Genomic DNA, 12,773 nt, shown 5'->3' with positions numbered 1-12,773 from the left:
CGGGCCGGCTGGCTGGCGTGCGGGCATGAGTATCGTACGTCGTGGCACGACCGAGGACGCGGGGGAAGTTCTGCGTCTGCGCCAGGTGATGATCGATTCACTGTCCGGGCCGGACGCCGGGGACACCGAATGGCACGTGGAGGGCCTGCCGGCGCTGCGGGCCCGGCCGGCCGAGCCCGACGGGGACTTCGCGGCCTTCGTCGTCGACCATCCCGAGCGGCCGGGGGCGCTGGCGCTGGTGGCCGGGACCCTCGACCACCGGATCGGCAAGGCGGGCAACCCGCGCGGGATCGGCGGGTACGTCTTCAGCGTCGCCACCGACCCGGACGCCCGCCGCCGCGGGTACGCGCGCGTGCATGGAGGAACTGCTCGCCTGGTTCCGTGAGCGGGGCGCCGGCCAGGTCCTGCTGACCGCGTCCGCGGAGGCCGAGCCGCTGCACGCCGCCCTCGGCTTCGTCCGCAAGCCGGACCCCGCGATGGGGCTGAAGCTCTGAGCGGCTTAGGGGTCCTTTCACTATGCCCGTCCGGGTCGCGCGGCCTGGCACCGCACCTCGCCGCGTTGCCGACGCCCACGTGGCTCCTCCCCCACGCTCGAACAACCTCGCGCGGGGGGACCCCCATCGCGGCCGCTCCGGCGCCTTGCGATGCACGGCACCAGACCACGCGACCTGATCGGACGCTCATAGTGAAAGGACCCCTTAGGCTCGACGGCATGTCCTTGCAGAGCCTTGCCCTGATCGAGAACTGGCCGGTTCCCGCCGCCGCTGCGGCCGTCGTACGCGCTGACGGGACTCTCCTCGGTGCCCACGGCCCGGTCGGGCGGCGGTTCCCGCTGGCCTCGGTCACCAAGCCGCTCGCCGCGTACGCCGCCCTCGTCGCGTACGAGGAGGGGGCGATCGAGATCGACGAGCCGGCCGGGCCGCCCGGGGCCACGGTCCGTCATCTGCTCGCGCACACCTCGGGGCTGGCCTTCGACGAGCACCGGGTGACCGCCACGCCCGGGGAGCGGCGGCTGTACTCCAACGCCGGGTTCGAACAGCTCGGGGACCACATCGCCAAGGCGACGGAGATCCCGTTCGCCGAGTACCTGCGGCAGGCGGTGCTGGAGCCGCTGGGGATGGTCTCGACGACTCTGGACGGCTCCCCGGCCAAGGACGGCGTCTCCACCGTGGACGACCTCGCGCGGTTCGCGGCGGAGGTCCAGGCGCCGCGGCTGCTGGACCCCCGAACGGTCGCCGAGGCGATGACGGTCCAGTACCCGGGCACCAAGGGCGTGCTGCCGGGGTACGGCCACCAGAACCCGAACGACTGGGGGCTCGGCTTCGAGATCCGTGACGGCAAGTCGCCGCACTGGACGGGCGCTTCGTCCTCGCCGCGGACCTTCGGTCACTTCGGCCAGTCGGGTACGTTCCTGTGGACCGACCCGGATGCGGGGGTGGCCTGCGTGGCCCTGGCCGACCGTGCGTTCGGGCCCTGGGCCGTCGAGGCGTGGCCGGTGTTCACGGACGCGGTGCTGGCGGAGCTGCGGGGCTGAGGCTCTTTCGCCTCCGCCGCCCCTTCCCGTCCCGTCCTCAGGGGGCTCCGCCCCCTGGAACCCCCGGCCTTCACCCACCCACCACCCGACTCGGTCGGATGAGAGGTCGGCCTTTCAAGAAACCGAGTCGGGTGGTGGGTGGGCATAGGTCCGGGAGTCTGGGGGCGGAGCCCCCAGTGGCGGCACGTAGGCCGGTCAGCCCGCCATCTCCCAGAGCAGCAGCTCCGCCCCCGTCACCCCCACCGCCTCCAGATCCTTCGCGTCGGTGATCCGTGCCGCGTCGCCCGGCCCCAACTCCTCGCCGTCCAGGCTGACTTCCCCCCGTACGACATGCACGTACGCGCACGCCCCGTCCGGCACCGCCGTCCGCTCCCCCGCCCGCAGGCGCCGTACGTGGAGCATCGCGCCCGCCTCGGGGACGGCGTACGGCGTGGAGTCCGCGATGCCGTGGACGATCTCGTACGACGGGTCGCCGCCCGGCTCCAGCGGGGCCAGCCACATCTGGACGAAGGTCACCGGGTCCGGGCCGTCGTTGCGCTCGACGTGCCGGACGCCCGCCGCCGAGCTCAGGTGCTGGACGTCACCGGCGCGTACGACCGTCTCGTGGCCCGTGGAGTCGCGGTGGGTCAGTTCGCCCTCGACCACCCAGGTGACGATCTCGGTGCGGCTGTGCGGGTGCTCGTCGAAGCCGGCGCCGGGGGCGAGCCGCTCCTCGTTGCAGGCGATCAGCGCGCCGAAGCGGAGATTGCCGGGATCGTAGTGCGGGCCGAAGGAGAAGGCGTGGAGCGACTCGATTCCGGCCTCCGGGTCACCGCCTCGGTAGCGCTCCGTGGCGCGCCGTACGTCCATCACGCACACCACCGTAGCCCTCACCCGGCACCCGGGGACGCGTACTCCCGTCCGGATAAGGCAGTCTTGTCCCGTGCCCGAACCCGAAACCCACGCCGGCGATCCCGCCGCGCCCGACGCCCACCCGCACCCCGCGACCCTGAAGCGGCTGGAGAAGTCGTCCGGGCGTCTCGCCGCGCAGGCCATCCAGCGCATGGACGAGACGCTGTCGTGGTACCGGGTGATGCCCCCGGAGAACCGTTCCTGGATCGGGCTCGTCGCCCAGGCCGGTATCGCCGCCTTCACCGAGTGGTTCCGGCACCCCGACGCCCCGCAGGCCATCTCCACCGACGTCTTCGGTACCGCGCCCCGCGAGTTGACCAGGGCCATCACTCTGCGGCAGACCGTCGAGATGGTGCGCACCACGATCGAGGTCATGGAGTCGGCCATCGACGAGGTGGCGGCTCCCGGGGACGAGAACGTGCTGCGCGAGGCGCTGCTCGTGTACGCCCGCGAGATCGCCTTCGCCACCGCCCAGGTGTACGCCCAGGCCGCCGAGGCACGCGGTGCCTGGGACGCGCGTCTGGAGTCGCTCGTCGTGAACGCCGTGCTCAGCGGGGAGGCCGACGAGGGCGCCGTCAGCCGGGCCGCCGCCCTCGGCTGGAACTCCCCCGAGCATGTGTGCGTGGTGTTGGGGACGGCTCCCGACGGTGACAGCGAACTGACCGTCGAGGCCATACGGCGGGCCGCCCGGCACGCCAAGCTCCAGGTCCTGACCGGGGTGCTCGGGGCCCGGCTCGTGGTCATCGCGGGCGGCAGCGACAACCCGCTCGCCGTCGCCAAGTCGCTGATCGGACCGTTCGCCGCGGGGCCGGTGGTGGCGGGGCCCGTCGTACCGGATCTGCTGGCCGCGACCCGCTCCGCGCAGGCCGCCGCGGCCGGCCTCAAAGCGTGTTCTGCCTGGCAGGACGCCCCGCGGCCGGTGCTGGCGGACGACCTGCTCCCGGAGCGCGCGATGGCCGGTGACCCCGCGGCCCGTGAGCAGTTGGTGGAGGAGATCTACAGACCACTGGAGGAGGCCGGCTCGGCGCTGCTGGAAACGCTCGCGGTCTATCTCGAACAGGCGAGCAGTCTCGAAGGCGCCGCACGCATGCTCTTCGTTCATCCCAACACCGTGCGCTACCGGCTCCGACGTGTGACTGACGTCACCGGCTGGTCGCCTTCCGATGTACGGTCGGCGTTCACACTGCGGATCGCGCTGATCCTGGGGCGTCTGGCCGACGGGGATCTGCAGACCTAGCCTTTTGTCGGGGGTCTACAAAACCCCCTCGTGTTCTTCGTCCTTGTCCCCACGGGCGGCAGTGGCCGTCCACAAGAGAGAGTGTGAGAGTGCTCGTACTCGTCGCTCCCGGCCAGGGCGCCCAGACGCCCGGCTTCCTGACCCCCTGGCTCGAACTCCCCGGTGCCGCGGACCGCGTCGCCGCGTGGTCCGACGTCATCGGACTGGATCTCGCCCGTTACGGCACGCAGGCCGACGCGGACGAGATCCGGGACACGGCTGTCGCCCAGCCGCTCCTCGTGGCGGCCGGAATCCTGTCCGCCGCGGCACTCGGTGACGTGTCGCCGGGCGCCGTCGCGGGACACAGCGTCGGCGAGATCACCGCCGCCTCCTTCGCGGGTGTCCTGGACGACACCGCCGCGCTGACCCTCGTACGCAGGCGGGGCCTGGCGATGGCCGAGGCCGCCGCCGTCACCGAGACCGGGATGTCGGCGCTGCTCGGCGGCGACCCCGAGGTGAGCGTCGCGCACCTGGAGAAGCTCGGTCTGACCCCGGCGAACGTCAACGGAGCGGGCCAGATCGTCGCCGCGGGCACGCTGGAGCAGCTCGCGGTGCTGAACGACGACAAGCCCGAGGGCGTCCGCAAGGTCGTCCCGCTCAAGGTGGCCGGTGCCTTCCACACGCACCACATGGCCCCCGCGGTCGACGCGCTGGCGAAGGCCGCCGAGGCCCTCACGCCCGCCGACCCGAAAATCGTCTACGTCTCCAACAAGGACGGCAAGGCCGTCGACACGGGCGCCGAGATCGTCGCGCGCCTGGTCGGCCAGGTCGCCAACCCGGTCCGCTGGGACCTGTGCATGGAAACCTTCAAGGCGCTCGGCGTGACCGCCCTGATCGAGGTGTGCCCCGGCGGCACACTGACCGGGCTCGCCAAGCGTGCGCTGCCCGGCGTGAAGACGCTGGCTCTGAAGACCCCCGACGACCTCGACGCCGCTCGCGCGCTCATCGCCGAGACAGCCACACCTGCCGCTGACGCGGCGGGCGCCTGACAAGGAGCCTGGAGAGCATGTCGAAGATCAAGCCCAGCAAGGGCGCCCCGTACGCGCGGATCCTCGGTGTGGGCGGCTACCGTCCCACCCGGGTCGTGCCGAACGAGGTGATCCTCGAGACGATCGACTCCTCCGACGAGTGGATCCGCTCGCGCTCCGGCATCGAGACCCGGCACTGGGCGAACGACGAGGAGACCGTCGCCGCCATGTCGATCGAGGCGTCCGGCAAGGCGATCGCCGACGCCGGGATCTCCGTCGAGCAGATCGGGGCCGTGGTCGTCTCGACCGTCTCGCACTTCAAGCAGACGCCGGCCGTCGCCACCGAGATCGCCGACAAGCTCGGCACCGACAAGGCCGCCGCGTTCGACATCTCGGCGGGCTGCGCGGGCTTCGGCTACGGCCTCACCCTCGCCAAGGGCATGGTCGTCGAGGGCTCGGCGGAGTACGTCCTCGTCATCGGTGTGGAGCGGCTGTCCGACCTGACCGACCTGGAGGACCGGGCCACGGCCTTCCTGTTCGGGGACGGCGCGGGCGCGGTCGTGGTGGGTCCCTCGGCGGAGCCCGCGATGGGCCCGACCGTCTGGGGCTCGGAGGGCGACAAGTCCGACACCATCAAGCAGACCGTGCCGTGGACGGACTACCGCGACGGCGAGGTCGCCAAGTTCCCGGCGATCACGCAGGAGGGCCAGGCGGTGTTCCGCTGGGCCGTGTTCGAGATGGCGAAGGTCGCCCAGCAGGCGCTGGACGCGGCCGGGATCAGCTCGGACGACCTGGACGTCTTCATTCCGCACCAGGCCAACGAGCGGATCATCGACTCGATGGTGAAGACTCTCAAGCTGCCGGAGCACGTCATGGTCGCGCGTGACGTACGCACCACCGGCAACACCTCGGCCGCCTCGATTCCGCTCGCGATGGAGCGGCTTCTGGCGACCGGCGAGGCGAAGAGCGGCGACACCGCGCTCGTCATCGGATTCGGGGCGGGTCTCGTGTACGCCGCGACGGTCGTTACCCTCCCCTAGGCACTCCGTACCGGATCATGCGGTCCGGTACGGGAAATGCACCACCTGCCGCTCACGCGGTGGACGCCACACCCTCTGATTACTACGAAGGAGCGCCTGACATGGCCGCCACTCAGGAAGAGATCGTCGCCGGTCTCGCCGACATCGTGAACGAGATCGCCGGCATCCCGGTTGAGGACGTCCAGCTGGACAAGTCCTTCACCGACGACCTGGACGTCGACTCGCTGTCCATGGTCGAGGTCGTCGTCGCCGCCGAGGAGCGCTTCGACGTCAAGATCCCCGACGAGGACGTCAAGAACCTCAAGACGGTCGGCGACGCGACCGAGTACATCCTCAAGAACCAGGCCTGATCCTCTAGGCCCGGAGCCTGGCCCCGCCACCCGGCGGTGGCGCCGCTGAATCCTCGTATCCGTTGGAGAAAGAATTCCCGTGAGCTCGACCAATCGCACCGTGGTCGTCACCGGTATCGGCGCAACCACACCGCTGGGTGGCGACGCAGCCTCTACCTGGGAGGGCCTGGTCGCCGGCAGGTCCGGCGTCAAGCCCCTGGAGCAGGAGTGGGCCGCCGAACAGGCGGTTCGCATCGCCGCTCAGATCGCCGTGGAGCCGACCGAGGTCATCCCGCGGCCGCAGGCCCGCCGACTGGACCGATCGGCGCAGTTCGCGCTGATCGCCGCCAAGGAGGCGTGGGCCGACGCAGGTTTCACCGCGACGGCGGGTGACGACAGTGCCGTCGACCCCGACCGGCTCGGTGCCGTCATCGCCTCCGGCATCGGCGGCGTGACGACCCTGCTCGACCAGTACGACGTGCTGAAGGAGAAGGGCGTCCGCCGCGTCTCCCCGCACACCGTCCCCATGCTGATGCCGAACAGCCCCTCCGCCAACGTGGGCCTGCTCGTGGGCGCCCGTGCGGGCGTGCACACGCCGGTCTCCGCGTGCGCGTCGGGCGCCGAGGCCATCGGCTACGCCATCGAGATGATCCGTACCGGCCGTGCCGACGTCGTCGTCGCGGGTGGCACGGAGGCGGCGATCCACCCGCTGCCCATCGCCGCGTTCGGCAACATGATGGCGATGTCCAAGAACAACGAGGACCCCGAGGGCGCCTCGCGTCCCTACGACATCGCCCGCGACGGCTTCGTCCTCGGCGAGGGCGCCGGCGTGATCGTCCTGGAGTCCGCCGAGCATGCCGCCAAGCGCGGTGCGCGGGTGTACGCCGAGGCGGTCGGTCAGGGCATCTCCGCCGACGGTCACGACATCGTGCAGCCGGAGCCGGAGGGGCGTGGCATCTCGCACGCCCTGCAGAACCTGCTGGAGCGCACCGACCTGGATCCGGCCGAGATCATGCACGTCAACGCGCATGCCACCTCGACGCCGGCCGGTGACGTGGCCGAGCTGAAGGCGCTGCGCCATGTGTTCGGCGACGACGCCGACCACATGGCGGTCTCCGCGACCAAGTCGATGACCGGTCACCTGCTGGGTGGCGCGGGCGGTGTGGAGTCGGTGGCGACGGTTCTCGCCCTGTACCACCGGATCGCCCCGCCGACCATCAACGTCGAGAACCTCGACCCGGAGGCCGAGGCCAACGCCGACATCGTGCGCGGCGAGGCCCGGAAGCTGCCGGTCGAGGGCCGTATCGCCGCGCTGAACGACTCGTTCGGCTTCGGCGGGCACAACGTGGTGCTGGCGTTCCGTACGGTCTGATTTCCTGCCGTGAACGGCGAGTGGCCCGAACCCCGGTCGGGGTCGGGCCACTCGCCGTTTTGGTGTGCGCCCCTGAGAGCCTCACACCACCTGGTGGAGCCAGCGGACCGGCGCGCCCTCGCCCGCGTACCTGAACGGTTCCAGTTCGTCGTCCCACGGCTTGCCCAGGAGCTTGGACAGTTCCGCCTCCAAGTCTGTCTCTCCCCGCTGGGAGCGGACGAGAGCAGCCCTCAGGCGGTCCTCGGGGATGAGGATGTCGCCGTGGATGCCGGTCACGGCGTGGAAGATGCCGAGGTCCGGGGTGCAGCTGTAGCGCTCGCCCTCGGCGGTGGCGCAGGGCTCGGCGGTGACCTCGAAGCGCAGGAGGTGCCAGCCTCTCAGCGCGGAGGCCAGCTTGGAGGCAGTGCCGGCCTGGGCCTGCCAGGAGAACTCCGAGCGCCAGGTGCCGGGCGCGGCGGGCTGCCGGATCCAGTCGAGGTTGACGCGTGTGCCGAGCACCCCGGCGACGGCCCACTCGACGTGCGGGCACAGCGCGCGCGGCGCGGAGTGCACGTACAGAACTCCACGTGTCGTCACCGGGACCTCCGGGCAGAGCGGGACATCTTGCGAACTGGCGGACGGCAGTGGCCGGGCAGCCACGTTGATGGCGAGGCTACCGTGCGGCGGCGCAAGGAGTGTGACGTACCGTCGGTCCCAGTGCCGTGAAACCCCCGCCATTCACCCGGCAGGACGCTGGTTCGGGTGCGAAGCGTTGCGTGGCGGCCGCCGGGAACTCCCGCGCGTTGTTATGGACGGACGACCTTTTCCACGTTTCATGTCATCACCCGACCACGCAACACCCGACGACCGAGGGGATCACCACCGGATGCGGAAGCAGGGACACCGCTCGCGAGCCGTTCTCGCCGTCCTGGCCGCGGCCGTCCTGGGCGTCACCGGCTGTGACGCCGTCGGTGGCAACTCGCCGGGGCCGAGCGGCACCGGGGCGCAGAAGGCGAAGCCGTCCCCGAAGCCGACCCCGGCCTGGGACAGCAGCCCGGCGTCGGTCGCCGCCGTCGGGGACTCCATCACCCGCGGTTTCGACGCGTGCGCGGTGCTGTCGGACTGCCCCGAGGTGTCGTGGGCGACGGGCAGCAGCGCCAAGGTCGACAGTCTCGCCGTACGGCTGCTGGGGAAGGCCAAGGCGGCCGAGCGGAGTTGGAACTACGCCGTGACCGGGGCCCGGATGGCGGACCTGCCCGGTCAGATGGCTCAGGCGGCGGCCAGGAAGCCGGGGCTGGTGGCGGTGATGGTGGGGGCCAACGACGCCTGCCGGTCCAGCACCTCGGCGATGACGTCCGTGGCCGACTTCCGCGCCGACTTCGAGGACGCGATGAACACGCTGCGCAAGGCTTCCCCCAAGGCGCAGGTGTACGTGGCGAGCGTGCCGAACCTGAAGCGGCTGTGGTCCGAGGGCCGTACCAACCCGATGGGCAAGCAGGTGTGGAAGCTGGGCCTGTGCCCGTCGATGCTGGCCGACCCGGACGCCCTCGACGCGACGGCGACCGAGCGGCGGAACGCCGTGCAGCAGCGGGTGGAGGACTACAACGAGATGCTGGAGGAGGTCTGCGCCGAGGACCGCCACTGTCGCTTCGACGGGGGCGCGGTCTACGCCTTCCGCTTCGGCACCGCCCAGCTGAGCCAGTGGGACTGGTTCCACCCGAGTGTGAACGGCCAGGCGCGGCTCGCGGAAATCGCCTATCGCACGGTGACGGGCAAGAAGGCCTGACGCCCGGTTCGTGACTTAGGGTTCCGCACATGAACGAACTCTTCGGAACACTTTCCGACGGCACCCCTGTTCAGCGCTGGACCCTGGAGCGGGCGGGGGTGCGCGTGCGGGTCCTGTCGTACGGCGGGATCGTGCAGTCGGTGGAGGTCCCGGACCGGGAGGGGCGCGCCGAGAACGTGGTGCTGGGGTTCGGGGACCTCGACGGCTATGTCACCCACCCGGACCCCTACTTGGGCGCCCTGGTCGGGCGGTACGCGAACCGGATCGCGGGCGGCCGCTTCCCGCTGGACGGCCGGACGTACGCGCTCGCGCGCAACAACCCGCCCAACTCCCTGCACGGCGGCGAGCGCGGCTTCGACAAGCGGGGGTGGGACGTGGCGCCGGTCGAGCACGGCGTGCGTCTGAGCCGGGTCGCCGCTCACGGCGAGGAGGGCTTCCCGGGGCGCGTGGAGGTCTCGGCGACGTACACGCTGGAGGGGTCCGGTGCGCTGCGGATCGCGTACGAGGCGGTCACCGACGCGCCGACCATCGTGAACCTGACCAACCACAGCTACTTCAACCTCGGCGGGTCGGGGAACGCGGGCGGGCACGAACTGCGGATCGCGGCCTCCCGGTTCACCCCGGTGGACGCGGACCTGATCCCGACCGGCGTCCTGGAGGAGGTGGCGGACACGCGCTTCGACTTCCGGGAGGCGCGGAAGGTCGGGTCCGGGTACGACCACAACTTCGTGCTCGACAAGGGCGTGACGCGGACGCCTGTCGAGGTAGCCGAGCTGCACGAGCTCGCGTCCGGCCGGGTGCTCACCGTGGCGACCACCGAACCCGGCCTCCAGCTGTACACCGCGGACCACCTCGGCGAGCCCTTCGCCCCCGGCGACGGCATCGCGCTGGAGACCCAGCACTTCCCCGACTCCCCGAACCGCCCGGAGTTCCCGAGCACGGTGCTGCGGCCGGGCGAGGTGTACCGGTCGGAGACGGTGTACGGGTTCTCGATCCGTTAGACGTTCCTACCGTCGGACGTTCTTCGCCCATTGGACGTCATGAGCCCCGGCCCAGGGGTCAGGACCCGGGCCGGGGCTGGTCGTGGGGAAACTTGTCCCGGATCAGACGTTAATCGTCGCGGTGAGCCGGCGGTCCGAGATCGAGCGGCTCACCTGGATCTCGTACGAACCCTTCACAAACGACCAGGACCCCTCCTTCTCGTCCCAGACCTCGAAGGCGCGGCGCGGGAGCTCCACGGTGGCCTCGACGGTCTCGCCGGGGGCGGCGGTGACGCCCGCGAAGCCGGCCAGCCTGCGTGCCGGGCGCTCGGTGTCGGGCTCGCCGGGGGCCAGATAGACCTGGACGACCTCGCGGCCGGGGCGGGTGCCGGAGTTGCGCAGGCGGACCCGGACGGTGGTGCCCCGCACCTCGACCGACTCGTAGGTCCAGCCGGTGTAGCCGAGGCCGTGGCCGAAGGGGTACGCGGGGGTGCGGCCCTGCTTCTCCCAGGCCGGGTAGCCGATGAAGACGCCCTCGCTGTACGGGAGCTCGCCGTGGTCCGGGACGACCTGGGTGACCGGGGCGTCGGCGAGGCTGCCCCAGGTGCTGGGGAGGCGCCCGCCGGGTTCGTGGACGCCGGTCAGCACGTCGGCGAGGGCGTCGCCGCCCTCCTGGCCGGGGAACCAGCTCAGCAGGACGGCGGCCACCTCGTCGCGCCAGGGCAGTTCGACCGGGGAACCGGCGTTGACGACCACGACGGTGTTCGGGTTGGCGGCGGCGACCGCGCGGACCAGGTCGTCCTGGCGGCCGGGGAGGGTGAGGTCGGCGCGGTCGAAGCCCTCGGACTCGACGCGTTCGGTGGTGGCGACCACGACGACGGCCGTGTCGGCGGCGCGGGCGGCCTCGACCGCCTCGGCGATCAGCTCGTCGGGGTCGCGCTGCGGTTCCTGGTGGGCGAGGGCGAAGGAGAGGACCTTCATCGGGAGGCCGTCCGGGAAGCTGACCGTGTGGGTGAGGGAGACCTCGACCGGGCGGCCCGCGGTGAGTTCGGCCCGCGCGCGGGGCTCCGGGGCGCCGAAGAAGGTGAGGAACGGGTCGTCCTTGGTGGGGCGTTGGACGTCGTCGTAGTAGGTGGTGCCGTCGACGCGCAGGGTGAAGGCGCCGAGGCCCTTGATGCCGAAGGTGTGGACGCCGGTGTCGCGCGGGGTGAAGATGCCGGTCAGCTTGACGGTGTGGAGACGGTCGTGCGTGACGCCCTCGGGAAGGTCCTCGCCCATCCACTGGAGCTGGCCGTTCGGCGCGGAGGCGGTGCCGATGACCTGGCCGTCGGCGTCGCGGCAGACGGCCCGCAGCTCGAAGCCCTTCTCCGCGACGGCGAGTTCGGTGTTCGGGTCGGCGCCGACGGCGTAGGTGAGGGCGCCTTCGGGGAGGGCGGCGGTGAGGCCGTCGAGCGGGGAGACGATCCGGGCCGGGATGACGGTGGCGGAGCCACCGCCGAGGACGCGGGCGTCGCGGGCGGCGGCACCGATGAGGGCGACCGTCCCCGGCTTCAGCGGAAGTGCCTGGTTCTCGTTGCGCACCAGGACGAAGGAGCGGCGGGCGATCTCGCGGGCCAGGGCCTCGCCGTCGACGGTGCCGGGCAGTTCGGTGACGGCCGGCTCGGCGCCCTCCAGGATGCCGACGCGGGCGGCCAGCCGCAGGACGTTGCGGACGGCGCCGTCGACCGTGGCCTCGTCGACCTCGCCGTCGCGTACGGCCTGGGCGAGCGCGTCGCCGTAGACGGTGTGCGGGCCGGGCATGGCCACGTCCAGGCCGCCGTTGATGGCAGCGGTGGTGGAGCGGGCGGCGGTCCAGTCGGAGACGTTGAAGCCGTCGAAGCCCCATTCGCCGCGCAGGATCTCGTTCACGAGGTGGTGGTGCTCGGTCATCGTCGTGCCGTTGACCGAGTTGTAGGCGGTCATGATGCCCCAGGGGTGGGCGTTGGCGACGATCGCCTCGAAGGGGGCGAGGTACAGCTCGCGCAGGGTTCGCTCGCTGAGCAGGTTGTTCACCGTGAAGCGGTCGGTCTCGGCGTCGTTGGCGACGAAGTGCTTGACGGTGGTACCGACGCCGCCGGACTGGACGCCGGCCACATAGCCGGAGCCGATCAGGCCCGTGAGGTACGGGTCCTCGCTGTACGCCTCGAAGTGGCGGCCGCCGAGCGGGGAGCGGTGCAGGTTGACCGTGGGGGCGAGCAGGACGTGGACGCCCTTGCGGCGGGCCTCCTGGGCGAGGAGGGTGCCGGCGCGGCGGGCGAGTTCCGGGTCCCAGGTGGCGGCCAGCGCGGTCGGGGAGGGCAGCGCGATGGACGGGTCGTCGGCGGTCCAGCGCACGCCCCGGACGCCGATGGGGCCGTCCGACATGACGAGGGACTGCAGGCCGATCTCCGGCAGGGCGGGCAGGGACCAGGCGTCCTGGCCGGCCAGCAGCCGGGCCTTGGCGTCCAGGTCGAGCCGGCTCAGGGCCGCCTCCACGGCCGCCTCCAGGTCCGGGGGTGTCGGGGTTCCCGCCATGGCGGTGCCTCCTCGTTGAAGTCCGTGCGGTCCTCTCATCCTGCCTCGACCACCTGTAGAGCGGT

11 protein-coding genes and 1 pseudogene are annotated in these 12,773 nt (G+C 71.6%); 9 read left to right on the top strand and 3 right to left on the bottom strand.

The window, feature by feature from the left end; all coding sequences use genetic code 11:
• Positions 1 to 25: 25 nt before the first annotated feature.
• Positions 26 to 494: pseudogene (locus KUM49_RS32555) on the top strand (GNAT family N-acetyltransferase).
• Positions 495 to 712: 218 nt separating this feature from the next.
• Positions 713 to 1,534: a serine hydrolase gene (locus KUM49_RS32550; RefSeq protein WP_217240549.1), complete on the top strand. Its 822-nt coding sequence runs from the start codon at positions 713 to 715 to the stop codon at positions 1,532 to 1,534.
• A gap of 195 nt (positions 1,535 to 1,729) precedes the next feature.
• On the opposite strand, the gene KUM49_RS32545 is transcribed toward KUM49_RS32550, so the two are convergent.
• Positions 1,730 to 2,383 carry a pirin family protein gene (locus tag KUM49_RS32545; protein ID WP_217240688.1) on the bottom strand — a complete coding sequence of 218 codons (654 nt, stop codon included), beginning with the start codon at positions 2,381 to 2,383 and terminating at the stop codon, positions 1,730 to 1,732.
• Positions 2,384 to 2,456: 73 nt separating this feature from the next.
• Here KUM49_RS32545 and KUM49_RS32540 point away from each other — a divergent pair, with 73 nt between their 5' ends.
• The 5 genes from KUM49_RS32540 to fabF all read left to right on the top strand — a co-directional run bounded on the left by KUM49_RS32540 (position 2,457) and on the right by fabF (position 7,410).
• The gene (locus KUM49_RS32540) at positions 2,457 to 3,662 is read left to right on the top strand and encodes a CdaR family transcriptional regulator (RefSeq protein ID WP_217240548.1); all 1,206 of its coding nucleotides are present in this window, start codon (positions 2,457 to 2,459) and stop codon (positions 3,660 to 3,662) included.
• Positions 3,663 to 3,751: 89 nt separating this feature from the next.
• Positions 3,752 to 4,690, top strand: coding sequence for an ACP S-malonyltransferase (locus KUM49_RS32535; RefSeq protein ID WP_217240547.1), 939 nt, complete (start codon positions 3,752 to 3,754; stop codon positions 4,688 to 4,690).
• 17 nt (positions 4,691 to 4,707) lie between these two features.
• The gene (locus KUM49_RS32530) at positions 4,708 to 5,709 is read left to right on the top strand and encodes a ketoacyl-ACP synthase III (RefSeq protein WP_217240546.1); all 1,002 of its coding nucleotides are present in this window, start codon (positions 4,708 to 4,710) and stop codon (positions 5,707 to 5,709) included.
• A gap of 101 nt (positions 5,710 to 5,810) precedes the next feature.
• Positions 5,811 to 6,059, top strand: a complete 249-nt coding sequence (locus KUM49_RS32525; RefSeq protein WP_055525601.1) for an acyl carrier protein — start codon at positions 5,811 to 5,813, stop codon at positions 6,057 to 6,059.
• A 79-nt stretch (positions 6,060 to 6,138) separates the two neighbouring features.
• The gene (gene fabF / locus KUM49_RS32520) at positions 6,139 to 7,410 is read left to right on the top strand and encodes a beta-ketoacyl-ACP synthase II (protein WP_217240545.1); all 1,272 of its coding nucleotides are present in this window, start codon (positions 6,139 to 6,141) and stop codon (positions 7,408 to 7,410) included.
• A gap of 81 nt (positions 7,411 to 7,491) precedes the next feature.
• On the opposite strand, the gene KUM49_RS32515 is transcribed toward fabF, so the two are convergent.
• Positions 7,492 to 7,986: a DUF3145 domain-containing protein gene (locus KUM49_RS32515; protein WP_217240544.1), complete on the bottom strand. Its 495-nt coding sequence runs from the start codon at positions 7,984 to 7,986 to the stop codon at positions 7,492 to 7,494.
• Between the two features lie 289 nt (positions 7,987 to 8,275).
• Here KUM49_RS32515 and KUM49_RS32510 point away from each other — a divergent pair, with 289 nt between their 5' ends.
• Both KUM49_RS32510 and KUM49_RS32505 read left to right on the top strand, forming a co-directional pair.
• Positions 8,276 to 9,175 carry an SGNH/GDSL hydrolase family protein gene (locus KUM49_RS32510; protein WP_217240543.1) on the top strand — a complete coding sequence of 300 codons (900 nt, stop codon included), beginning with the start codon at positions 8,276 to 8,278 and terminating at the stop codon, positions 9,173 to 9,175.
• Between the two features lie 29 nt (positions 9,176 to 9,204).
• Complete coding sequence (locus tag KUM49_RS32505) at positions 9,205 to 10,176, top strand: aldose epimerase family protein (RefSeq protein WP_217240542.1); 972 nt, start codon at positions 9,205 to 9,207, stop codon at positions 10,174 to 10,176.
• A gap of 102 nt (positions 10,177 to 10,278) precedes the next feature.
• On the opposite strand, the gene KUM49_RS32500 is transcribed toward KUM49_RS32505, so the two are convergent.
• Positions 10,279 to 12,708, bottom strand: a complete 2,430-nt coding sequence (locus tag KUM49_RS32500) for a glycoside hydrolase family 3 protein (RefSeq protein WP_217240541.1) — start codon at positions 12,706 to 12,708, stop codon at positions 10,279 to 10,281.
• Positions 12,709 to 12,773: the final 65 nt, after the last annotated feature.

Origin of the sequence: Streptomyces sp. AC555_RSS877, assembly GCF_019049245.1 — a bacterium.
GTDB lineage: Bacteria > Actinomycetota > Actinomycetes > Streptomycetales > Streptomycetaceae > Streptomyces.
Note: the sequence above shows the minus strand (reverse complement) of the source record. Positions and strands in the feature narration are given on the sequence as shown.